23 protein-coding genes are annotated in these 22,283 nt (G+C 51.5%); 21 read left to right on the top strand and 2 right to left on the bottom strand.

Annotated elements, in window-relative coordinates; translation table 11 throughout:
- Nucleotides 1-26 precede the first annotated feature (26 nt).
- The 8 genes from ACFSX3_RS16085 (at nt 27) to ACFSX3_RS16050 (ending at nt 8,273) form a co-directional block, all read left to right on the top strand.
- Complete coding sequence (locus ACFSX3_RS16085) at nt 27-827, top strand: type II secretion system F family protein (RefSeq protein ID WP_209991729.1); 801 nt, start codon at nt 27-29, stop codon at nt 825-827.
- 19 nt (nt 828-846) lie between these two features.
- Entirely contained in the window at nt 847-1,719 is an 873-nt protein-coding gene (locus tag ACFSX3_RS16080; RefSeq protein WP_209991657.1) for a type II secretion system F family protein, read from the top strand.
- A 13-nt stretch (nt 1,720-1,732) separates the two neighbouring features.
- The gene (locus ACFSX3_RS16075; protein WP_209991656.1) at nt 1,733-1,921 is read left to right on the top strand and encodes a Flp1 family type IVb pilin; all 189 of its coding nucleotides are present in this window, start codon (nt 1,733-1,735) and stop codon (nt 1,919-1,921) included.
- On the top strand, nt 1,918-2,583 hold the full coding sequence (locus ACFSX3_RS16070) for a TadE/TadG family type IV pilus assembly protein (protein WP_209991655.1): 666 nt from the start codon (nt 1,918-1,920) through the stop codon (nt 2,581-2,583). Before ACFSX3_RS16075 ends, ACFSX3_RS16070 begins: the two co-directional genes overlap by 4 nt.
- 143 nt (nt 2,584-2,726) lie before the next feature.
- The gene (locus tag ACFSX3_RS16065; RefSeq protein ID WP_209991654.1) at nt 2,727-4,973 is read left to right on the top strand and encodes a hypothetical protein; all 2,247 of its coding nucleotides are present in this window, start codon (nt 2,727-2,729) and stop codon (nt 4,971-4,973) included.
- Nucleotides 4,974-4,987: 14 nt separating this feature from the next.
- Nucleotides 4,988-5,983, top strand: a complete 996-nt coding sequence (locus ACFSX3_RS16060) for a TadE/TadG family type IV pilus assembly protein (RefSeq protein ID WP_379257590.1) — start codon at nt 4,988-4,990, stop codon at nt 5,981-5,983.
- Nucleotides 5,984-6,008: 25 nt separating this feature from the next.
- Nucleotides 6,009-6,518 carry an A24 family peptidase gene (locus tag ACFSX3_RS16055; RefSeq protein WP_209991653.1) on the top strand — a complete coding sequence of 170 codons (510 nt, stop codon included), beginning with the start codon at nt 6,009-6,011 and terminating at the stop codon, nt 6,516-6,518.
- A 39-nt stretch (nt 6,519-6,557) separates the two neighbouring features.
- Nucleotides 6,558-8,273: a DUF6382 domain-containing protein gene (locus ACFSX3_RS16050; protein ID WP_379257588.1), complete on the top strand. Its 1,716-nt coding sequence runs from the start codon at nt 6,558-6,560 to the stop codon at nt 8,271-8,273.
- A gap of 42 nt (nt 8,274-8,315) precedes the next feature.
- Here the strand turns inward: ACFSX3_RS16050 and ACFSX3_RS16045 are convergent, their stop codons facing one another.
- Both ACFSX3_RS16045 and ACFSX3_RS16040 read right to left on the bottom strand, forming a co-directional pair.
- The gene (locus ACFSX3_RS16045; protein WP_209991652.1) at nt 8,316-9,218 is read right to left on the bottom strand and encodes a TIGR01777 family oxidoreductase; all 903 of its coding nucleotides are present in this window, start codon (nt 9,216-9,218) and stop codon (nt 8,316-8,318) included.
- Between the two features lie 22 nt (nt 9,219-9,240).
- Complete coding sequence (locus ACFSX3_RS16040) at nt 9,241-9,705, bottom strand: DUF2621 family protein (RefSeq protein ID WP_209991726.1); 465 nt, start codon at nt 9,703-9,705, stop codon at nt 9,241-9,243.
- 171 nt (nt 9,706-9,876) lie between these two features.
- On the opposite strand from ACFSX3_RS16040, the gene ACFSX3_RS16035 reads away from it, so the two are divergent.
- From ACFSX3_RS16035 to ACFSX3_RS15975, 13 genes are all read left to right on the top strand, one after another.
- A complete protein-coding gene (locus ACFSX3_RS16035; protein ID WP_209991651.1) occupies nt 9,877-11,004 on the top strand; it encodes a deoxyribonuclease IV in 1,128 nt (375 codons plus the stop codon).
- A gap of 45 nt (nt 11,005-11,049) precedes the next feature.
- On the top strand, nt 11,050-11,946 hold the full coding sequence (purU, locus tag ACFSX3_RS16030; protein ID WP_209991650.1) for a formyltetrahydrofolate deformylase: 897 nt from the start codon (nt 11,050-11,052) through the stop codon (nt 11,944-11,946).
- A 275-nt stretch (nt 11,947-12,221) separates the two neighbouring features.
- Nucleotides 12,222-13,004, top strand: a complete 783-nt coding sequence (locus tag ACFSX3_RS16025; RefSeq protein ID WP_209991649.1) for an SAF domain-containing protein — start codon at nt 12,222-12,224, stop codon at nt 13,002-13,004.
- Nucleotides 13,005-13,034: 30 nt separating this feature from the next.
- Complete coding sequence (locus ACFSX3_RS16020) at nt 13,035-14,099, top strand: hypothetical protein (protein WP_209991648.1); 1,065 nt, start codon at nt 13,035-13,037, stop codon at nt 14,097-14,099.
- On the top strand, nt 14,096-15,670 hold the full coding sequence (locus ACFSX3_RS16015; protein ID WP_209991647.1) for an ATPase, T2SS/T4P/T4SS family: 1,575 nt from the start codon (nt 14,096-14,098) through the stop codon (nt 15,668-15,670). The genes ACFSX3_RS16020 and ACFSX3_RS16015 overlap by 4 nt, the downstream gene beginning before the upstream one ends.
- Before the next feature lie 15 nt (nt 15,671-15,685).
- The gene (locus ACFSX3_RS16010) at nt 15,686-16,735 is read left to right on the top strand and encodes a hypothetical protein (RefSeq protein WP_209991646.1); all 1,050 of its coding nucleotides are present in this window, start codon (nt 15,686-15,688) and stop codon (nt 16,733-16,735) included.
- Nucleotides 16,736-16,746: 11 nt separating this feature from the next.
- The gene (locus ACFSX3_RS16005) at nt 16,747-17,616 is read left to right on the top strand and encodes a hypothetical protein (RefSeq protein WP_209991645.1); all 870 of its coding nucleotides are present in this window, start codon (nt 16,747-16,749) and stop codon (nt 17,614-17,616) included.
- A 100-nt stretch (nt 17,617-17,716) separates the two neighbouring features.
- Complete coding sequence (locus ACFSX3_RS16000; protein ID WP_209991644.1) at nt 17,717-17,926, top strand: hypothetical protein; 210 nt, start codon at nt 17,717-17,719, stop codon at nt 17,924-17,926.
- 5 nt (nt 17,927-17,931) lie between these two features.
- Complete coding sequence (locus ACFSX3_RS15995) at nt 17,932-18,075, top strand: hypothetical protein (protein ID WP_155991580.1); 144 nt, start codon at nt 17,932-17,934, stop codon at nt 18,073-18,075.
- A 15-nt stretch (nt 18,076-18,090) separates the two neighbouring features.
- Nucleotides 18,091-18,471, top strand: coding sequence for a hypothetical protein (locus tag ACFSX3_RS15990; RefSeq protein WP_209991643.1), 381 nt, complete (start codon nt 18,091-18,093; stop codon nt 18,469-18,471).
- A gap of 20 nt (nt 18,472-18,491) precedes the next feature.
- Nucleotides 18,492-18,989, top strand: a complete 498-nt coding sequence (locus tag ACFSX3_RS15985) for a hypothetical protein (protein ID WP_209991642.1) — start codon at nt 18,492-18,494, stop codon at nt 18,987-18,989.
- A 64-nt stretch (nt 18,990-19,053) separates the two neighbouring features.
- The gene (locus tag ACFSX3_RS15980) at nt 19,054-19,686 is read left to right on the top strand and encodes a hypothetical protein (RefSeq protein WP_209991641.1); all 633 of its coding nucleotides are present in this window, start codon (nt 19,054-19,056) and stop codon (nt 19,684-19,686) included.
- Nucleotides 19,683-21,962 (top strand): hypothetical protein, encoded by a 2,280-nt coding sequence (locus ACFSX3_RS15975; protein ID WP_209991640.1) that lies wholly within the window; start codon nt 19,683-19,685, stop codon nt 21,960-21,962. The genes ACFSX3_RS15980 and ACFSX3_RS15975 overlap by 4 nt, the downstream gene beginning before the upstream one ends.
- The last annotated feature ends 321 nt before the right edge of the window (nt 21,963-22,283 follow it).

Below are 22,283 nucleotides of genomic sequence, written 5' to 3'. Positions count from 1 at the left end.
TCCCTGTAAGGCGAAGCAAAGGGTTCATGAAGAGGACTTCGCCCGTACTGCCGGTTGGCGCATCTCAAGGGGGAGAGCAGATGCTGTTGCCGGATTATACCGTATACGAGTTGACCTCCCTGCAAAGAATGATGGTCATTCTGGGTGCCGGAGCCTTGTTGTTCGGTATTGGTTACCTGTTCTATCACCGGCTGCTCCTGGCTGTACTGCTTGTCCCCGGAAGCGCCTATGGGCCGCGGCTGCTGCGCGAATATCTGCTGCAGCGCCGCCGGGCTGCGCTGAATCTGCAATTCAAGCAGATGCTGTTCTCACTCTCTTCGTCGCTCTCTGCCGGACGTTCGGTGGAGAATGCCTTCCGGGAAGCCGTGCAGGACCTGCGGATGCTTGACCCGGAGGGCGCAAGTGACATGATCTCTGAGCTGAATATCATCTGTGCCCGGATGGAGAACGGGGAGCCGATTGAAGATGCGCTGTACGAATTCAGCAAAAGAGCAGGAATGGAGGATGTGGAGCGCTTCGCAGATGTATTCATGGTCTGCAAGCGAACCGGCGGGGATCTGGTAGAGATCGTACGCCGCACATCATCTATCATCGGCGAGAAACTGGATATCCAGCAGGATATAGCGGTCAGTATAGCCCAGAAGAAATTCGAGGCGAAGGCGCTGCTGGTCTCTCCGCTGATGATGGTGATGTTCATGAGTCTGAGCGCCGGAGACTATATGGAACCTATGTACACAGGTGCAGGAATAGCGGTGTCTACACTGGCGCTGATTGCGTTGTTCCTCTGTTACCTCTGGACCAATAAAATCATGGATATTCCGCTGTGAAGGAGGGGGAGTGAAGGCGATGTCATTGATCTGTGGTGCCATTCTGCTCCTGCTCGCAGCAGGCTGGCTCATTCTGAGGATGAGATGCGGCAGCCGTTATACTGCGCTGCGGGAGCTGCCCATGGAAGGCCTGCGGCTGCGGCGGCTGGGTGAGCCTCTATTGTTACTTGTAGAGAAGGGCAGAATCGCCAGTTATCTCCCCTCCGTGATGTTCAGGATTCAACGCTCGCTGCAGCGGATCTATGGTATGCGCTACAGTGCAGAACGTACCTTGCTCTTCATAGGGGAGATGCTTAGCTACAGCTGGCTGCTTGCAGCAGGCGGAAGTGCGCTGACAGTGCTTACGGGAGAGCAGGCAGGAATCATCCTCGGAGGGCTGCTGGCAGTAGCACTCCCGGTGGCGATGGTTAGCGATCTGCACAAAAAGGTACGTGTGCGGGAGCAGAATATTATGCTCGAGCTTCCTGAGCTGCTGAACAGTATTGTTCTGCTGGTCGGTGCGGGTGAGACCGTTCAGCGGGCGATTGTCCGCTGTGTGCACAGCCGTCATGGGGATAGCGCCCATCCGCTCTACGCTGAATTAATGAAGATGACAGCTGAATGGGACGGCGGTTACTCCTTCCAGCAGGCGTTCGAGAACTTCAGCAAGCGCTGTGCCGTGCAGGAGGTCTCCATCTTCACAACTACAGTGCTGCTTAATTACCGCAGAGGCGGGGCCGACTTTGTTCTGTCGCTGCGGGATCTGTCACGGATGCTCTGGGAGAAGCGCAAGGCGATCAGCCGCACACGCGGCGAACAGGCATCGTCGAAGCTGGTTTTTCCGATGGTGGTTATCTTCTTGATTGTGATTGTGCTGGTGGGAACACCGGCGATTATGATGTTAAAAATGTAGGAGGTAGAGGCGTATGTTAACACAGATGGTAGAAGGAGCAAAGGGCTTTTGGAAAGATGAAGAGGGGCTGGGAACACTGGAGATGATTCTGATCATTGCTGTCCTGATTGCAGTCGTTCTGGTATTCCGTGAGGAGATTGTGAAGGTGGTTAAAGATCTGATCGGCACTGCCGGAGATAAGAGCCAGGAAGTCTTTGAGTGATTCCGCTGCGGGAGGATGAGGGGAGCTTCACCATTGAGGCTTCGCTACTGCTGCCGATTCTTATGGGGATTACGATGGTGCTGCTATTCTTCTCCTTATATAGCTATCAGAAGTCGATGCTGCTGCAGATTGCCTCAGCTACTGCCGAACGGGCTGCTTATAACTGGGAGAATAGCAACCGGGCGGTAAGCGGAGAATTCCAAACCGGTAATGTTGATCCGCTGTACTGGAGAATCGGTGAGGACGGACTGTTGGCCTCGCTATTCGGTTCAGGAGCAGAGAGCGGCAGTTCGGCCATTACACTGCCTGGTAATGCTGAAGAAGGAGGGCCCCTGCCGGTAGTGAAGCTTCGCCGGGCATCACAGATGGTACCTGCCGGATTGCAAGGGGAAATGAGCTACGTCTACGGATTGACAGGCCGCAGAATCAGTACGGAGCTGAAGAAAGTGCTGAGTCTGCCTGTTCTGGACACTATGCTGGCCGATGGAGCCGTACCTGAGGTGTATGCACGCTCCAACGTTACGGAGCCTGTTGAATTCATAAGAACAGTGGATCTTATGCGTTACTACGGGTCGAAGTTCAAACAGCATTCCTCCGCCGGTAAGGAGGGGAGCGGCATGGAGAAAAAGCATGCAGCACTGATGCTGGATAAGCTGAAGTAAGGATGGCTGATGTTGGAGCGGCCAGTGCCGGGGTTGTTCAAGAATATGGTTAAGGGGAAGTTCGGATGCGTCTTTTCAGTCACGGGAGGTTCTTAAGCAAGCCGCCTCGCCGGAGCCGCTGCTTGGATTATAGAGGTAATCCTATGAACAGTACTGCGGGCAAAGGGTTAACCGGAGATATATTCAGAGGTCTCCGTTCAACGGAAGGATCGGTATCAGTCTTTCTTATTATGGTGCTGGCGTTTGTATTTCTTTTTAATGCTGTGCTGATCGATTACGCACGGATTGCGGCGGTGAATGTGCAGGAGGAACGTCTGGCGAGAGCCGCTATACGCTCTGTAATGTCGGCATATAACATTGAGCTGCGAGAGAACTATGGCTTATTTGCTTACGGCGGCGGGGACGGCAATCAGCTGCTATCGAAGGTGCTTAACGATAATCTGTACGAGAGCGGACGAGGTGATGCTTTTAACCTGCTGCCCGTGATGGTGGACTCCTCCTCGCTGGACTGGAGCCGTCCGCTAGGCACCTATGAGGTCTTCCGGCGGCAGATTATAGAAGAGATGAAATACAAAGCGCCGGTTGATTTCGCCCTGGAACTGGCGGGCAAGCTTAAGCCGTTATCGGCAGCGATGACTGAGGCTTCACGGACAACAGAGATACTGGGTGACTTGCAGCCCTTATATGATCAGCGTGAGGAAGCGCTGGATCTCATGCTGAAGAAGCGCAAGGAAGCTGCTGACAGTGCACAGAACCTGCAGAAGCTTCTGATGAATCCTCCGGGTGACAGTATTCCGGCACGTTCGCTTGCTTCCTTGGCCGCAAGCTCCGATATCCCGGCGATGTACGGAGATTATGTCAACAAATACTATGACGATTATTACCGTCCCCCCAAGACATGGCCGAAGTACACGGCAGTGCTATCGCAGTATCAGGTTCAGGTTGTTGAAGTAACAGGCAAGATACCGGCAGTGCTGGCTGACTTTCAGGAGAAAAACAGCCATCTGCTGGATGAAGCAGAGGCTGCGCTTGAGCAGGTGAACGCGCTGAACCTTCAGATGAAGAGTGTCATTGATCAGGCAGAGGCGGATGCCAGTGCTGCGGGGGATGATCCTGCCCGCAACTGGGACATTCCGGACACGGCCGGGGAGCTTAGCTCAGAGCCCCTGAAGAAGCTAAGAGCACAGGTGGAGGGACTTATCCTTCCTCCAGCTGAGCTTAGCGAGCTGGGGAATAACATCGGGGTACAGCGAAGTACCGCGCTTCCCTTGGAGCCACTGGTCTCCGGCTTGCCGGCTACATTAATTACAGCATCCGGGTTGTATGCCGACTATTCTCTTATGAGTACAGGGGTTCTTAATGCTTCCAGGGCTGTTCACGGCTATATAAGCAGCTACGGGCAACACGGTACTGTTATAACGCAGGAAGCGGCACAGATTGAGAGCCGCCGCACTGCTGACAGCCAGCGCAAGCAGTTAGAAGGGCAGGCGAAGAAGAAGCTTGGCGATGCCATGAAGCTGCTGGATCAGATCCGCGCGCTGGGAAGCAGCGCACAGGAAGCGATGGAGCAGTATGGTAGTCTGCGTCAATACTACCAGCAGAATGTGGTCTTTAACGAAGGTCTGGAACAGGAGCCGGGGGCTGCTGTGAATACTGGCGATCAATACGCTGCGGGCAAGACGTCCATGAAAGATATGGATGGGATATATGCTGCAATGGGCATTGTGCTGGCAGGAGCCAGAGACCGGCTATACCAGACAGAGTATTCTGCGATGTATTTCCGGCATTTTGATCTGTCTGCGCTAACCTCCCTGGCCTCCGGGTCTGCTGAAGGATTCGGTGAGCAGCTGGGAGAGCAGCTGAAGCCGCAGGCGCAAGAGCTGGAATATATTTTATACGGATTCTATAATCCTGCAGGCAATGTGGCAGCCGCTTATGGCGAGATCTTTGCTCTGCGGCTGGCTGTGCGGACAATGGAAGGACTGATTGAGAAAGCCGGTATGGGTAATCCGCTTGTCGTCCTGGCTGCTGCACTGCTGTACGGCATTGAGCAGGCTATACAGGATATGATACAGCTCTGCACCAAGGGGGAGATTCCCTTATCCAAATATATGACCGCACAGCTCAGCTATCGTGACTATCTTCGGCTGTTCCTCTTATTGCATGGGGGAGGGGAAGAACAGTTGTCCCGGATGCTTGCGCTGATCCGCCTGAATACCGGTATCAATCCGGTAGAGAAATATACATATGCCTCCGCCGGGATCACGATGGGGATGCAGCTTTGGTTTCTGCCGGGTGTAGTGAAGCTGGTGAATTACAGTGCCGGACTGCCAGGGGATGTGCGGGGAAAAGTTTATTTCAGACAAGCAGTGGCTGACTTTTCTTACTGAAGGGGGACGGTAGAATGAAGCGGTGGCTGAGGAAATCGCCGGGCCCTAAGGATGAAGGCAGCATGGTTGTGGAGGCGGCACTGATTCTGCCAGTGTTCCTGTTATTTGTCCTGTTCCTCATCTTCATAATTCAAATGACCTTGTATTCTACAGCACTGCAGAGTACGGCTTCTGACACTGTCAAAATAATCTCAACCCATATGTATCCAGCAGCGCTGGCAATGCAGCAGCAGGAGGTGGAAGGTGGAGGAGATAAAGCCGAAGAAGCAGGTGAGGGTGAGCACTCAGATGATGCGGACTCCTCCGGCATCTGGAGCATACCTCGGCTGTCAATAACGGAGTGGAGTGAGGACTACGTGGAGAAGCTTCCGCAGCCGATGGAATCCTGGGTCAAGGCTATGGTCCGGGAGGGAGAAGGGCCGCTGCAGAAGGTGCAGGCGGGGGCATCGGAGGCTGCGCTGGATCTGGTGCTTAAGCCGATGCTGCGGCCTTATCTGTCCTCAGACCTGCTTGAATATAGCAGAATTCATGTGTCTAATGTCACTGTACCTGATCTGAGAAAAGGGACACATCCGTATTTCGGTATGGTAGTCAGCTATGAGCTGCCAATGCGAGTCCCGTTCCTGAATGAAAAAATCGTACTGGAGGCCAGCGCAGTTGAACGCTTATGGGTCGGCAACACCGATTCTTCCGGGGAAGGAAATACGGCTGAACCTGCTGAGGAGGCCGGGACCATTGTGATCCTGGAGAAGCCGAATCCGGGAGTAGCGAATCACCAGGGTATCATCAAGGTGAAGGTGCCTCCCGGGGCATCGGCCAATCTGTCGATCTTCTATAAGAGCGGCCAGAGTACTGCCAAGTATCTGGGCTGGAAGCAGGCGGATGAACACGGGTACATCGAATGGGAATGGAAGATCGGCGTGAATACTACGCAGGGTACCTGGCCTTTCGTGGTTAGTCTGGCTGATGGAACTACGCTTCAGGCGACTTTTACAGTGGTCAAAAAATAAAAGAATAGAGAAAAGAGGAGCACGGATGACGGAATGGGCGTTATGGGGCTGCCTGCCGTTCCTGACAGCGGCATTATTCACAGATATACGCTGGATGAGAATTCCTAACTGGATTACACTGCCTGCGCTGATTGGCGGACTGCTCCTGCAGTTGATTATCAATGGCTGGCAGGGGCTGCTGTTTTCACTTTGCGGCAGTGGAGCAGGCTTCCTGCTCCTGCTGATTATGTATTTTATCGGGGCGGTGGGGGCTGGCGATGTGAAGCTCTTTGCGGCTATCGGTGCTTGGACCGGAGTGCTATTCTCGCTTCAGGTCATTGTCTATTCGGTGCTCTTGGGGGCGGTCGTAGGCTGGATTATCATTCTCTACAGGAGGGAGACTGGGCGCAGGCTGCGCAGCATAATTAGCAGAACAGCCGGGTTCCTGGTGCTCCGTAATGTGAGTCCGGTCAAAGGCCGGGAAGGGGAACTGCTCAGGTTTCCCTTTATGCTGGCCGTGTTCCCGGGATTCATCTGTGCTTATCTATATTTCTGACTTAGAGCTTATCGTTGACAGCTTAGGAGGTGAAGAGACTTGTTTGGACTTGAACGGGATTTCATCCAGCAGGACGGAATAACGATGCTGCTGGGCAGATCCGGGGGGCTGAGCGCAGGAGAGCTGAATATGGTGCAGGCCCGGATGCTGATGACCAGCGGGATACCGCATCATCTACGCTTGCTGCTTAGAGAAATAGATCTGCAGGTCACACTGGAATACACAGTTGCAAGACGTAAAATGCTGGGAGCACTGCTTAAGAGCGGGAAGCTGAGCATGACAGAATTCTTCGGGCTGACGCTGCAGATCGCTGCCGGGATGGAGGAGGGGCAACTGTATATGCTGCGTACGGAGCAGTATGCGCTCCATGAGGATTTTATCTTTATCGAAGGTCCGCTCAGCAGCGGCAAGGTCTTCCTGACTTATATTCCGCTTGAACTCAAAGAACCTGCATTGAAGCCGGGAGAAGCCTTGAAATCGCTGATCATGGTCTTCATGGGAGCCATCCAGGAGTTATCGGGTGACGGGATTCAGCGGCTGCTGCAATACTGCGGGGAAGAAGCTTTTAGTCCGGCGGGGCTGAAGGAGCTGCTCGCAGAAATGCTGACGGAGGTTACACCCCATAAGGTCCATGTTGAAGGAGCGGAGCCTGCATATGTGAGTCCAGTGGCTGGCGCAGGCACCTCTGGTGCTGTACCAGGAACGAGGATAGACTGGGCGCAGCCTACGGCTCGCAGGTTGGAGGAACCGGGGGGAAGGGAGAGGTCCGTGGCCGCTGCGTTCTCCCGTGTACATGGAGATAAGGAGTCGCAGCCTTCCGGTTCGATGCTTAATCCCACGCCTTGGATGAGCGGTACGCCGCAACTGAAGTGGAAGGATGGATTATCAGGAGTTCATGCAGCAACGGGTACAACAATGAGATCGGTTCAGGCTGAGGACAAGCAAAGTCCTTACAGGACATATATATTGCTGGGGGCATTATTAGGTGATGCGTTACTATGGAAGTTTCTCTATCTGAATGATCCCCGGACACTATGGCTGGCGGTTTGTGCTGCGGTGACTCTGATACTGGCGGCTGTATGCTGGCTGATATGGAGTGGAAGGCTGGCTTGGGGCGAAGCTGAGGAAGAGATGGATGCTCTGGAGGAGGGGCCAGAGGATTATAACAGTACAGCCCGGAACCGTAAGCTGAGAAGCGATCTGGAGTGGGATTTCAGCAGGAATCCGGTAGATCAGCATCGTTCTCCTGCACCGGTCTACACTCCTCAGAACCAGGAAGCAAATGTGGGGCAGAGCGGATTCACAGCCGCACCGGCTGGCAGACAACAGGCTCCGGCGGGAATGAGCGCCAGTAGTCCGCAGAAGAAGGAAGCGGCGATGGCTACAGCGCTGCTGACCCGGGAACCCGTTCAGGTTACATGGAGCGGACTTACCCAGGCCGGAAGGACAGTGCCTTATCTGGAAAGAAGTGACCCGGATGACGTTGGAGCTCCCGAGAGAATTGAGCTGAACCGGCCCAGCTTCATTATCGGACGCTCCTCTGAAGTGGCTCAGTACATTGAGAAATCGGAGGGTGCTTCACGGGTCCATGCTGAAATCTCCAGAGCCTCAGGAGGATACATCTTGAAGGATCTGGATTCCAGAAACGGGACGCTGCTTGCAGGCGAAGCTATGGTTCCCTACAAAGAATACCCGCTGACCGAAGGCAGCGTGTTCACCATTGTTAAGGGTACCTACACTTTTCGCACTGCGTAGCAGAGATAGCTGGGGCGGATGGAATGGTGCGTTTGCAGCAGCCTACTGGTTTTTTAGTTGCTCCAGTGCAGGCTGTAACGTGGGATAGTTGAAGGTGAAGCCGTGGTTAATTGCTTTGGAAGGAAGTACACGCTGGCCTTCCAGCAGAATCTCTGACAGTTCGCCTACAGCAGTTTTCAGCAGAAACGCCGGAAGGGGGAACCAATGCGGGCGATGGTAGACCTTGCCGATCATCCGTCCGAACTGTTCATTGGTAACGGGCTGTGGAGCCGTGGCATTAACGGGACCCTCGATCTCAGGCTGAAGAATGCAGAATTCGATCAGGCGCACAATGTCTGTAAGGTGAATCCAGGACATCCACTGCTTGCCGGTGCCGATTTTGCCGCCGAAGCCAAGCGAGTAAGGCAGCTTCATTTTGGGAAAAGCACCGCTCTCATTGCCAAGTACAACCCCAGTGCGCAGCTTGACCAGACGGATACCGGCATAAGCTTCATCGGCAGCCTCCTCCCAGGTCTTGACTACCTCGGAAGGGAAATCGACGACCCGGGTCTCGGAAGCTTCGGTATAGGTATCCTGTACGGATGTACCATAGATGGCGACTGCCGAGGACTGGATGATCACGCTTGGCTTATGCTGGAGTGAATTCAGCAGCTTCCCGGCAGCGGCAACGGTTTCAAGCCGCGATTTCATAATCGCCTGCTTCCCCTTAGGGGACCAGCGCTGACTGAGCGAAGCTCCGGCCAGATTTATCAACGCATCTGCACCTTCTGCGGCTTCAGGGCTGGATGCCAAGCTGTCCCAGGTGAGATAGCTAAGCCCCGGATGTACCAGTTTGTTCTCGGGGTTCTTGCGGCCGACACTGATGATCTGATGTCCGCTGTGCAGCCAATATCCGGTAAGCTCGCTGCCTATGAATCCGCTGCCTCCGCAAATGATATATTTCATAGGGATGGCTCCTTAATATACTTTATTTGACCAGATGCTTGTAAGGCGCGTAGTCGATGCCGTTCTTCTCCAGGAAGGTGATCAGGAACCGGTTGTCGCGCCGGGGCGTGGCAATAATGTATCCTTGAATACAGTGCTCACGTGTAACCTCCGTTGCATGGCTCTCTACAGCAAGCTTGCCGATCTCAGCAGCGATAGAATGCTTGGCAATGTCGCGGAACGGGCTGGGCACCGGCTGTACAAGCTGGTCCAGAAAAGACTTCATCTCGTCGCTCCACAGCGGACGGCTGCGTTCCACCCAGTAGTTCTGCCAGTCCAGCTTGGATTTGCCGTCAGCCTTGGGCAGTACCTTCAGAAATTTGCGGAACATAAAATAGCCGCCGATGCACATGCTGCCCAGCAGTAAAAAGGTCCAAAATGCGATGGAGTTCATAAACCAGTTGCTTGGAGATGTGGACAATAAGCTTGAGGGTAAATGGAAATGCATGAATACACCGCCTTTGACAATGATGATTGTCACTTTCCTTTTGCTCCTCTTGAGTATAACGTATTTCCTTAGGTTTGCGAAGCGGAAGCGGCCTTTCGGGGCTTGCCTAGATTTATTCTCCCGATCACGGTAGAATAAGGGTTAATTCGTGAAGGAAAGAGGGAAATAGGCATGCTGAAAATAGGTTCACATGTGTCCTGCGCGGACAAGGGTCTCCTGAGCGCGGCCAATGAAGCAAATGAGTACGGATCTACCTCGTTTATGATATATACGGGAGCGCCGCAAAATACACGCCGGAAGCCGATTGAGTCGATGTTCCCCGAGGAAGGCAAGCAGAAGATGCGGGAGAATGGTGTCGGAGAGATTGTGGTTCACGCTCCTTACATTATTAATCTGGGCTCCTACAAGGAGAATACTTACCAGCTGGCAGTAGATTTCCTGCAGGAGGAGATCCGCCGGACCCATGCGCTTGAGGTCAAGCATATCGTCCTGCATCCGGGTGCATTCACTGATAAGTATGCTGATTACGGCATCCAGCGCATTGCAGACGGTCTGAATGAGGTGCTGGGCGGTACGAATGAGACAGATGTGCATATCGCACTGGAGACGATGGCTGGTAAAGGCACAGAGATTGGCCGCACCTTCGAGGAGATTGCCTCCATTATAGATAAGGTCGAATTTAATCAGAGGTTATCGGTCTGTCTTGACACCTGTCATATTCATGATGCCGGATACGATATCGTGAATGATCTGGATGGGGTGCTGAAGAAGTTCGATGATACTATCGGCCTGGAGCGGCTCGGCGTGATCCATCTTAATGACAGCAAGAACCCGCGCGGAGCGGGCAAAGACCGTCATACACCGATTGGCTCCGGCTACATAGGATTCGAGACGATCAACAATGTAGTCCATCATGAAGCACTCGCAGGTCTGCCGTTTATTCTGGAGACACCCTGGATCGGCAAGGATGCCAAGAAGCTCCGTCCCATGTATGAAGTAGAAATCGCCCTGCTGCGCGGCAATGTCACTGAACGCTTCGGTGCGGAATTCCTGCAGGAGCTGGAAGAGCTGCATGCCTTTTTTGCCAAGCAGGAGCTGGATTCCCGCCGTTATGTGCTGGAGGTGTGGGAACTGCTGAAGAATGACGCCAAGGCCAAAAAAGCAGATCCCCGTGAACCGCTGGAACGTCTCTATGATCAAGTCATAGCTGCCGGATTATTCCCTCAGCTTAGTGAGGAAGCCGTTAATCACCGGCTGATCGCCTGGCTTGCAGGCAAACAGCTGCTCGTGAAGGCATAAATCCACACAGATAACGCAAGCAGATGAGAGGATGGACGGAGAATTATGGAATTACACGTGAAAAGAGATCATTCAGCAGGCAGATCATATCCAGACCGGGCGCGTATGCTCATTTCTTGCCCTGACGGTCCGGGGATTGTAGCGGCGGTATCGCATTTTTTGTATCAGCATGGCGCGAACATCGTGCAGTCGGACCAATATACGATGGACCCGGACGGCGGAATGTTCTTCATGAGAGTAGAGTTTGACCTGCCTAAGCTGGATGAGCGGCTGGAAGAGGTACGTACCATCTTCGGCGGTGTTGCCGAGCGCTTCAAGATGAACTGGCAGATCTTCAAGGTAAGCCATAAGAAGCGGCTGGCGATCTTCGTCTCCAAGGAGGATCATTGTCTGGTGGAGCTGCTCTGGCAGTGGCAGGCGGGCGATCTGGATGCAGATATCGCGCTTGTGGTCAGCAACCACACCGATATGCAGGCTTATGTGGAATCATTCGGTATTCCGTTCCATCATATTCCGGTTACCGCAGAGACGAAGGCTGAAGCTGAAGCGCGTCAACTGGAGGTTATCGGTGAGGATATTGATGTGATCATATTGGCCCGGTATATGCAGATTATTTCCCCTTCATTCATCGAGCATTACCGGCACCGGATCATCAATATCCATCATTCGTTCCTGCCTGCCTTCGTCGGCGGTAAGCCGTACGCCCAGGCCTATCAGCGCGGAGTCAAGATCATCGGGGCGACTGCCCATTACGTGACTGAGGAGCTGGACGGCGGGCCGATTATCGAGCAGGATGTTCAGCGGGTCAGCCACAGTGATGATGTGAATGAGCTGAAGCGCATTGGACGTACCATTGAGCGGGTGGTTCTGGCCCGTGCGGTCAAATGGCATATTGAGGATAGAATCCTCGTGCATCACAATAAAACAGTAGTATTTAATTAATCAGCAGAGTCTTGCAGTCAACGTTACAACCACTCCGGTAAAAGTCAGCAACCCTGCGTAACGCAGGGGATATAGGACATCGTTCTGGCCTGGCTTTTACCGGCATTTATCTTCAGCGGGAGCTTCCCGCAGCCTCAGGCTTCACAACCTCACAAGGATAATCTAATACACTTCTCAACCACTAAGGTAAAAAAGCATTTTACCGGCATTTTGGACATAAGCGCCAAGATGTATTTTGCTATGTGCAGAAATCACATTCAAAGGGGGTAAAGGGCTTGTCAACAAAGCGCGGGCGTCTATTAAAGCGCAATTATTTCTTCGCCGGACTCATCCTGCTCATCGGCTTCGGCGGACTGCTTGGCTATGATCTCTACTTGAAGCCTTATGTACTGTCACAGACCGTTGTCAAAATCAAGGTGGATGGCGGGGGCTTCCTGCCCAAGAATCATGAGCTGACAGCGGAGAATCTCTATCTGGATTCCGTACAGACCAAAGACATCCCGGCAGGGGTCGTCCGTAGTCTGGAACAGGTGGAACAGAAGATTACGAATGTTAATCTGACGGATGGCAGCATTTTGACCGACTCGCTGGTGGATGTAAGCGAGCTGGAGCCACAGCAGGACGAGGGGATTTTCCCGATTCCCAAAGACGCCATCTATGCCATCAACGGTTCTCTCCGCAGCAGGGATAAGGTAGATATTTATCTGGTCGAAGGAGACTCACCCGCAAAAGAACGCAGAGGATACAGTCCGGCTGCTGCTGCATCTGTAACTACTCCCGGAGGGGGGCAGGCTTCAGACGCTTCTTCTGTGCCGGAAGCAGAGGTTCCGCCGGAAATCCCTGCGCGCAAAGTATTCTTAAGCGGAGTGACTGTAAACTACGTGCGTACGGAAGATAACAACGATGTACTCGACTCGGAGAATGGCAATAACAATAACCGCTTTACTTCCACCGGGAAGGTGGCAGCACCGGAGCTGAAGCTGAAGAAGAGCGACGGTGAGCTGCTGGGAGCTTATCTCGAGCAGGGCAAGAAGCTATGGATTGTTCGGGTGGAGTAGAAGAGCAGACAGCAAGGAGGAGGAATAAACTTGAGAATATTCAGTCTGGGCATAGATCAGCTGACGAACAATGAGATTAAGCTGGCAGGCTTCACCGTTATTGCCCAAAGTGTGTTGCCGGAGCCTGAGCATGCCGGAGGGCATCTGTTAATGGTAACGAGCGAGCAGGTGCCGGTAGCGGAATTAAGAGAGCTGAGAGGGAGGTATCCGGACTCTTCGATTTTGTACATCTATTTGCAAAAAGGGGTGCGGGGTTACCAGGCCATACATATGCAGTGTGAGAGTCTGGGCATATTTTTCATGCCTCCGCGCTGCACCTCAGCGGCAATCATCGATAAGCTACGCTATATGCTCGAAGATGAGCATAAGGAGAGCGGTAATGTGGTAGGCTTCTTCGGCTCGGGGCCGGGGATTGGCTGCACGAGTATTGCCAAGCTGTTCGCCAGGAGGATTGCCGCTTCAGGGCTGCGGGTGATTATGCTGGGTCTCGATCTGTACGATCCGGGCTATGACCGGAAGACGGCGGTTAGTCTGGACAGGCTGCGGCCGCGGATTACCGGTAAAATGCTGCACGATGAGGATTTCAGCGCGCTGGTGAAGCAGGAAGGCTATGCCTATCTGCCCGGGAACTTCGATTATCTAAGCGCCCAGGATTATCAGGAGGAGGAGATTGAATACCTGTTGGCGAGAGCAAGTGAAAGTGCTGATGTGGTGATTGCGGATTTTGGGTCGATTCCCGAGAGCGCCGCGTGGTACGTGGGGATGCAGAAGTCGGTGCTGCGCATGATCGTTACACATCCGCGGCATGAACACAGGCTGCAGCCCCTGATGGAGCTGGCCGGACATATGGACCTGCATCCGCAGGACTTCCAGTGGATTATCAACCGCAGCAATGTGGAGGAGCTAACGTCACCGAAGAGCCTGGCCCTGCGTTTTGGCAGCGAGCTTCTGCTGGAGCTACCGTATTATCCATCTTTTCCAGAGAGCCTGCCGTTGGGCAAAAAGGAGCTTCAGCATGTGGACGATAAGGTCCACGCATTGCTTGTATCACTGGGCCTCGCCCAGGAAACCCGCAAGAAGGGGATATTTCAATGATTAACAACAAGGATGAAAGCTTGCCATTGCAGCGGAAGCGTGTGCTGTCTGGATGGGCTCCGCTGGACCCTGAGCAGGGAAGGCGGCAGGAACAGCGGGACGAGAGCTTACAGGCGGTGCCTGGACTCGCAGACGGAACGCAGAGCAGACGGCTATTTTCACTGAAGCAGAGCGTACTGCGTACCAGCAAGCCAGGCAAAGAGGACTTCTACAGCTTCCTGCACACCATGAAAAGTGAAATGAACGCCGGGCTGGAGCGTGAGGATGATGGCTATTTCGAACTGAATGCGAAGGCGCTGGTTGGTGATCCGCAGGCGGTCAGCTTTTTTATGAACGAGATTGAGAAATATCTGCGCCGGACCCCGTTTACCGGCAAAGTGCCGGAGGCTTACCGAACAGCCGCTGAAGCGCTGTTTCATGAATGGAAGGGCTTTGGCCCCGCCTACCGCTGGTTTACAGACCGGGCCTATAGCGAATCCACCGGACTGCAGATGATCGGGCGGCAAATTTTTTATAACCATCAGGGGAAGTTTGTGGCGTATCCCTATGAGATGCCTTCGCTCGACCGGGTGGAGCAGCTTAAACGCTCACTTCTCAAAAGCGATCCGGGCAAGAAGCTGAACAAGGATAATCCTTCTGTTGAATTTAAAATGGATGATCCCCTCTGGCCCGGCCGGTTCATCCGTCTAGCCATCTGGGTCTCGCCAAGGGTCTGGGAGGGTTTCACTACCATCTCGCTGCGGCGGCAGGTCGTTGAATTTCTGGATCTGGATGATCAGGCCGGCACGGAATGCATTCCTGCGGAAGCGATTGATCTGATTCGTGCGCTTACCGGGACGTTTCGCAACACAATTATCGCGGGGGCCGTAGGCTCGGGCAAAACTACTTTTGCCAACACAATTGTCGGCGAGCAGCTGCTCGGCTCCTCTTCCTGCATGGGCGTCGTGATGATCGAGAAGCATCCGGAGTCGATTTTACCGTACCAGATCAAAGGCCACCGGATTATTCCGATTCAGGCTTCCAATGAGGAATTGATGGAGGTTGGAGTGGAGTCGCTGCGGCATGACCCGAACATACTCTACATGACGGAAATGCGTTATAACGAGTGGGAATTCTATCTGTGGAGCGGCGAAAAGGGCTATGACGGCATTACGGGCACCTTTCATACCGTAGATTCGGAGGATATTCCTTATCAGGGGGCGTTCGCTGTATCTACACGGATTGGCGGCAGTCTGAAGGGGCATTTAATCTCAGCGCTGAAATCCTGTGAGCTGGTGTTTATTCTGGAGAGTGTCCCGGATGGCAAGAAGCGGCTCACGCGGATCTCCGAGGTCTTTTATGAAGAGGCCAGTAATTCGGTCTTCGCGAACGATCTGATGCGCTGGGAACCAGAGCAGGCAGGCTGGACCTATAATGACAAGCTAACCCAGGCGCTGATTGTGAAGATGAAGAAGAAGAATGCCAGAGCGGCCCGGATGCTGCTGCAGGAGCTTGGACATCTCGCTGCGCAGAAGCCGATGACTGACCCGCTGAAGGAAAGCCTGAAGTCCAAAATCGTTTTGAATGAATGAGAGGAGGGAGTGCCTGTGGAGCTGCTGTTCTATATTATCCAGTTTGTGCTTCACCTGCTCGTTGCAGGCGGACTGTGGCTGCTGGTCAAGCCGCTGATTGAGCGGCATCTATGGCAGTGGGGGCAAAAGCTGGATCTGCGGATGAACCTGAAGATGAGCTTGTTCGGTCAGAAGGTCAGTAGCACGAAGAGGAAAATGTGGCTGTACCGCCATCTGGATAATCTTCTGTATTTTGCCCATAAGCGATACGAGCCTGGCATCAGTGTGCTGCGCTTCGTCATCCGTTCGGGGATGCTGTTCCTCGGTGTATTTTTATCGAGTCTGCTGACTCTTAAAGAGCTGCCGGGGCAGATGAGCTTCAGCAATCCTTTTCTGGAAGGCATGGTGTTGAATGACGGCGCACCTGTGGCGAATGCCTGGCGGCTTCCGCTGTTCCTGGCGGTTCTCTCGGCCTGTATTCCTTATCTGCGGATGAGGTATACCTATGCCCAGCGCAAGGTGCGGGGGAGCTACGATCTGCTCGATGTGATCAAAATCGCCACCAAATTCACGCATTTGTCTGCGGATTCCATCTTGTCCAAGACCAGTGACCTGCTGCCGGTGGAGAATGTGCTGAAGACGCCCTTGAGGCTGCTGGGGACAGCGTTCGCCGGCTATAGCAATGAACGGGAGCTGAATGAGGAAGCAGGGCGTTTTGCCGGAGCGATTGGCACGACGTTTGCCGTAGAATTCGTATCGGACCTGCTCTATTGCGAGAAGGAGGGCACCCGTTATCTCAAAAGCTCACTCATGACGCTTAACCGCTCAATGGAGCTGCAACGGGAGACTATTTTGACGGTAAAAGCCAGCAGCAGGGATGCGATCAGCCTGGGGTTGTACGGTAATCTGATTGTGCTGGTGTCTTCTGTGGGAACGTTCATGTACATGCTGAAGCCGGATGTGTATTTCAAATTGCAGTTCGAGACAACGATTGGACTTACATTTATGATGGTGATCCTTACGGGCTTATTCATCTCGTTCATGATCAGCACCATCCTCGCCAGACCCAGACTGGACTACCATTAAGGTGATGAATGATGAATAGATTACTACTTTTGATAGCTGTAACAGGTATTGTGTATCTTGCCTTATTGGTCTTTGTCAGCAGCAGCAGCCGTCAGCAGCGGTATGTGCTCCGTCTGGGCCAGCAGTGGAAGGCCTTCGGGGAACGTGTGCAAAATGAGCGGCTGCAGCAATTGCTCAATCAGAGCGGACTTTCTATACCAGCAGCCAAAATCACACTATTCCGATATTCGGCGGCCCTCCTCTATCTGCTGGTTCAGGCAACGGGAGACTTTGTACGCTCTGAGCCAATGTCCCTATACGATCCTCTGATTGCGCTGCTGATTCTCGTGATTACCAGTCCGCAGCGGGCGCTGCCGTTTGGCTGGGTGCTGGGCTGGCTGCATCAGAAGACACTGATTCAAAAAGACGGGGAGCTGATCTCCTTCATCCGCCTCTATGAGAACAACCGGCTGCGCAAGCGGGGGTATGTAGAATTTGGAGCCTTCTGCGCCGGAACGGCTAACCATTTCAGTTACATCCGCCAGGATCTGTATGAGCTTTCGGAGCGGGCGGTGGATGAGGGGACGGAGCGGGCCATTGAATGGTTTTGCAGCAAATTCCCGGAGAATCACATGTTCATCAACGATATCCGCTCGATTCTGCTGGCGACAGAAGGGATGGATGATGACCATGAAGCAGCGAAGTATCTTCAGGAGCAGGGCAAGATTATCACCAAAATCTCAAGTGACCAATATCTGAAGAAGTGGTCCTTTATCGGGGACATTTCCACGATCATCAATGTTATTCCGTCGATCGCCACCTTTCTGATGATTGTGTCGCTGGCGATGCAGTACATTATGCTGATTAAAGGGAATTTTAACGGCGTAGGGATGTTCCAATGACCAGTTCAGACAGGCTTACAGCAAGAAAAAGAACCAAATGAAATTTTTGTTATATTCAAGAAGCCATTTAAAATATAAAATCAAAAGGGAGATATTAACAATGAAAAAAGATGCTATTTCTACTGGTTTGTTTATCGCTATCGGGTTCCTGTGTGTGGCTATCGTAATTGCGGTATTGATTCCTGTGGTACGGGACGTAATCGATAAAGCGGATGACAACAGACCAGATATCCCGGCGGTTAGTCTGATTCAGCCCGCAGATTCTGTGGAGGCGGCAGTAACGTACACAATCGCTGGCCCTTTGGTTTAACAGAGATGAAGAAGGACTCGATTTCCGTCGCGCTGTTTCTGGCTATTGGCTTTGTGATTGCCGGGATTTTTATCGCTGGGGCTACAAGCATTATCGGCGGCAGCCAGGATGATATTATCACCCATGTCAAAGCTGTCGAGAAGTATTAAAAGGAGGCGCTGCGCTTGAAGGCAACCGTCCTCCGGGCCTTGTTCATGTGGCTGGTGCTGTTCATCATCCTGCAGCCGATTTTTACGTACATCGATTATCTGCTCGATCTGCAGGTCAAAGCCAACACCTCGTATATTACGCAAAAGGCAGCGACAGAAGGGAGGGTCACTGCCTCCATGAAGGCAGAGGTCATTTCGAACCTGAAGGCTGTAGGATTTCCGGAAGGCTCAATTAAGATAACCAGCGGAACAGAAGTGATCCTTGAGCGCAAACAGCGGATTGATGTGTATGTGACTGCGCCGCGGGTCAACCTGTTCCCCTACAATTTCTCCGGCGTATCCCAGCCGACACAGTACTATGGACATGGCTCGATCATGAGTGAATATCTCGATTAATTAAGGGATGAAGCTAACCTATGGATTATATTATTAAGCTGGCCTTTGTCTTGTTGATTTTTATTTATTCCTGGTTTTTTCAGATTCAGAATCAGGAATGGGACCAGGTGCGCAGCATGCTTAAGGATGCCAATAATATGGCCGTCCATGACGCATCACAGGAGTTGAACGAAGCAGCGAGGGCCCAAGGCCGTCTGGTCATTGATCCCGCTGAAGCTTATGCCACCTTCCGCCACACCCTGCAGAGTAATCTGGGACTGGATGACGGCTTATCCCCCTTGGCGGGGAGCCGGCTTCAGGCTCAAGTCAAGATCGTCAAGTTCGACATCGTGGATGAATCTACGGGCGATACTTTTCCGCTGCTCTATGAGGACAGCACTTACGGTATCACCAAATACATACAAGGCCCTTCGGTCATCGCCGTTATTCAAACGCAGCACCCGGTGCTGATCTCCAGAAACAAGGTTCAAGAGGCCATCACGGTACCGGCAGTTCAGGAATATAGGATGAATCGATAAAGGCATCCTGCTGATGCGGGTGGAAGAGATATGAAATTATAAAAATTAAAGGGAGAGGTTAATTATGATGAAGTTGAAGATTAGCAAGACCAAAGCGGGCAAAACAGCAGTAAAGGCTTTTCTGGCAGTGGCGTTGTTGGCCGGTCCGGCTGCTGTTCCAGCGGGGGATGTTAGTGCTGCGGGGGTTAAGGCTACGGCGGCTCCTGTGATGACAGATAACTTGGCTAAATTCGGACTGAAGAAGGCAATGAACCTGCCAGTCACTCTTGAATCAGAAGGATTGAGTTATACACTTCATAAGATTATGATTTATGATTTTAAATCTCCGGAAGTGAAGAAGCTTCAGAAGTTGTACGGGTTTCAGGATTCAACTGATATAATAGATAGCCCAAAATACTTTATTTGGACTAAGGTAACCATAGAGAATAAGACAAACAAAAAAATGCATGGTGGCGGTAACGATATTAAAGCTTCCATCCCACTTACCTTTGCAACTGGAAAAATGACAGATGCAATTTGGCCCAAGAAATTAGCATCTAAAACCAACAGTAAAGAGGCATTGTGGACGTACTCACTTAAACCTGGAGAAAAGATCACATCTTATCTTGGGTATGTTTACAACGGTGAGTTTGATCATTTTGTTATCCGTATGTTCTACGGAAAAAACTACGTAGAAAAGTTTGTGGTACCTGAATGAAGAAAATACTGACACTTTTGATAATATTCACTTTAAGTACTGCCTCCTTAATTGAAGTTAAGGAGGTAGTAGCAGCAGAAGTTAAAACAGTCTCCATTTCTATCCCTGCAAATACGGGATTAATAGGCGATGATAATGCTGTTAAGTCATATAACTTAGATTTACCAAGTGGGGTAACAGTAGCTTCAATTAATACAGGAAGTTTTAAATATAGTGGAAGTAATCAATTGAATGGAAATATTACATTAGAAAATGGGATGATTAATTTAAAATTGAATGGCGTGTCTAATAACAAAACAATATCAAATGTTCTCGGATACCGTGCCTCTTTCGGATCATTATTTATTTCAAATCCATATAACTCCATTTGGAGATACTCTGATGGTAGACGCTGGCAAATTAATGAGTATGATGAATCTAACGATGGAATGAAAACAAAAGATATGCCAGCGGAAGACAATGCAAATCCCTCGGATCGTCCACCTAGAGTAGTTATTTCGGCTGCTCCGTATCAGTCTATGGACTACTTAAAATGGTACGATGGATCGCAAGCCAATGTCATAGATTCAAAATATATTAATGCAAGCACAATTAAACCGTATTTTGAATCAAAATATTCTTCTAACACTATTAAAGAGATTAAATTTAAAAACAATAGAGTTATTGTAAACTATGCTATTCCCTATTTTGTGAACTCAGATGGAAAAATAACAGAACAAACTTATGTTAATCAAGATGCAGATTCATCTCACCCTCTTGTGGGTCATGCTCAGGGCAGAAAGTATGAGGTAACGGCTACTTATTATTATAAGGCTGACGCCAAAGTCCCAACCTACAGCTACAGCGGCAGCGTATCCTTCAGCTACACGCCCATCACCGAACCCACCCTAGACGGCGGAGTAAGCATCCTCAAGCCTTCGCCCAATCCGGCGAAGTTTGAGGGGAAGGACACTGAGGTATCCTTGAGAGTCAAGGGAGACCTTTTGGCTTACAATAATTCATCTAACATCGAAGAATGGATATTTTATGCTAAAGAAACTGGTTCCAGTGATGTGAAGACAAAGAAGGATTACGGCAAGGTTTTGAACAGCACACAGACCTTCGATAATTTTGTTATCCCTAAGAGCAGGGGCAGCAATGTGAAGCAAGAATACACCCTTACCGTTACCGTGCGGTTCACCAAACCGGTAGTGACCGGGAGCGGCACCGTCTCATCTCTTTCCAAGACGATGAAGGCCACCGTAGAAGTCTCAGATTCTCCTATTCCTACAACACCACCACCAACCAATAACAACAAGCCGCCAAAAGCCATACTGGATGTATCTGAAGAGGTCATGGCTGGGGAAGAAACCTTGATCTACGGGAAGGGATCATATGATCCAGACGGAACGATTGTAGATTATAAGTACAATACACCTGGAGCTGTGGAGCCGGTTAGTGGTCCCTTCGGCTGGACTTGGTATCCGCTAAGTTCCCTCGGCCAGCATTCTGTGCGCCTAACCGTAACTGATAACGGAGGATTGACCGGTTCTACCAGCGCCAAAATTAATGTCATACAGCCTATCCCTAAAGCTGTTATTGATGTAAAGGGGACAAAAAAAGAAAACAGGAAAGTAACCCTGTTGAGTAAGAGCCGAAGCCCGGAGCACTACCCTATTGATGAGACCAAGACGCAGTGGACGATTTCACCTGTTTCCGGCGGTACTGCTGCAGATATTAAATACTTGGGAAATCTCTCAGGGATGAACTCCAAAGATGTATTGTTTAAGAAGCCTGGGACGTTTAAGGCAACTCTCACCGTTACCAACACTGCCGGGTTTGGGGATTCCACCAGTATGACCTTTGATATCATTCCGGATGAGCCGCCGGTCGTTTATTTTTCTGCTCCTGGAAAGATCTATCGCGATCCAGCAAATGGGAACCAGGCGGTCGCGGCCTTAACCGATATGTCCTTTTCTCCAGACTATGATTTTTTGGCCCACCGAAAATGGGAATATCGGTATGATGCTGAGAATGATGGAGATTTCTCCAATAATCCATGGGTCCCGTTCAATGATGCCAACGTCAGTACTCTGAATTTGATTTTGTATGAAGTAGGCAGGTATGAAGTCCGGCTTACGGTAACGGAAGAGTTCGATCAGCCCACCATTGAAGAATTTATTACTCCAGCCGACCGAAAATCCAGAGACTCCTACAGCAGTGCGCCGCCGCAGCCGATAGCTGAACGAGTCATTGAAGTGTACAACCGTGCTCCGGCAGTCGATTGGTCATGGTAGAAGAGAGGATAACCGCATGAAAAGTCTGAGTCTGATAAAACGAATAACGTTAATGATCTTAATGGTTACAATGCTACCCTGGTATCCGTGGCTGGGAGAGCGGGCAGAGGCAGCGGGTGAGGTCCTAGAGTTCAACGATGTCCAAATTCCAGCGACTCAGTTAAATACCTCAAGACCCCCCTCATACGAAGGAGATAATAACTGGTATGCCAGTTCAATGCGTGTAGACTTACCTGCCGTTGACTTAACGGGTATGACTTATAACAAAGTCACGGGTGAACTGCACATCAATATGAGTAACCTGCAGACGCCAACCGCATG

This window comes from Paenibacillus rhizoplanae (genome assembly GCF_042684125.1).
Taxonomy (GTDB): Bacteria; Bacillota; Bacilli; order Paenibacillales; family Paenibacillaceae; genus Paenibacillus_AQ; species Paenibacillus_AQ rhizoplanae.
The sequence above is the reverse complement of the archived record's forward strand: the minus strand, read 5'-3'. Positions and strand labels throughout refer to the sequence as shown.

Coding starts and splice junctions, on each gene's coding strand:
- ACFSX3_RS16085 (WP_209991729.1), top strand. CDS start 27: ATGAAGAGGACTTCGCCCGTACTGCCGGTTGGCGCATCTCAAGGGGGA.
- ACFSX3_RS16080 (WP_209991657.1), top strand. CDS start 847: ATGTCATTGATCTGTGGTGCCATTCTGCTCCTGCTCGCAGCAGGCTGG.
- ACFSX3_RS16075 (WP_209991656.1), top strand. CDS start 1,733: ATGTTAACACAGATGGTAGAAGGAGCAAAGGGCTTTTGGAAAGATGAA.
- ACFSX3_RS16065 (WP_209991654.1), top strand. CDS start 2,727: ATGAACAGTACTGCGGGCAAAGGGTTAACCGGAGATATATTCAGAGGT.
- ACFSX3_RS16060 (WP_379257590.1), top strand. CDS start 4,988: ATGAAGCGGTGGCTGAGGAAATCGCCGGGCCCTAAGGATGAAGGCAGC.
- ACFSX3_RS16055 (WP_209991653.1), top strand. CDS start 6,009: ATGACGGAATGGGCGTTATGGGGCTGCCTGCCGTTCCTGACAGCGGCA.
- ACFSX3_RS16045 (WP_209991652.1), bottom strand. CDS start 9,218: ATGAAATATATCATTTGCGGAGGCAGCGGATTCATAGGCAGCGAGCTT.
- ACFSX3_RS16040 (WP_209991726.1), bottom strand. CDS start 9,705: ATGCATTTCCATTTACCCTCAAGCTTATTGTCCACATCTCCAAGCAAC.
- ACFSX3_RS16035 (WP_209991651.1), top strand. CDS start 9,877: ATGCTGAAAATAGGTTCACATGTGTCCTGCGCGGACAAGGGTCTCCTG.
- purU (WP_209991650.1), top strand. CDS start 11,050: ATGGAATTACACGTGAAAAGAGATCATTCAGCAGGCAGATCATATCCA.
- ACFSX3_RS16015 (WP_209991647.1), top strand. CDS start 14,096: ATGATTAACAACAAGGATGAAAGCTTGCCATTGCAGCGGAAGCGTGTG.
- ACFSX3_RS16005 (WP_209991645.1), top strand. CDS start 16,747: ATGAATAGATTACTACTTTTGATAGCTGTAACAGGTATTGTGTATCTT.
- ACFSX3_RS16000 (WP_209991644.1), top strand. CDS start 17,717: ATGAAAAAAGATGCTATTTCTACTGGTTTGTTTATCGCTATCGGGTTC.
- ACFSX3_RS15995 (WP_155991580.1), top strand. CDS start 17,932: ATGAAGAAGGACTCGATTTCCGTCGCGCTGTTTCTGGCTATTGGCTTT.
- ACFSX3_RS15985 (WP_209991642.1), top strand. CDS start 18,492: ATGGATTATATTATTAAGCTGGCCTTTGTCTTGTTGATTTTTATTTAT.
- ACFSX3_RS15980 (WP_209991641.1), top strand. CDS start 19,054: ATGATGAAGTTGAAGATTAGCAAGACCAAAGCGGGCAAAACAGCAGTA.
- ACFSX3_RS15975 (WP_209991640.1), top strand. CDS start 19,683: ATGAAGAAAATACTGACACTTTTGATAATATTCACTTTAAGTACTGCC.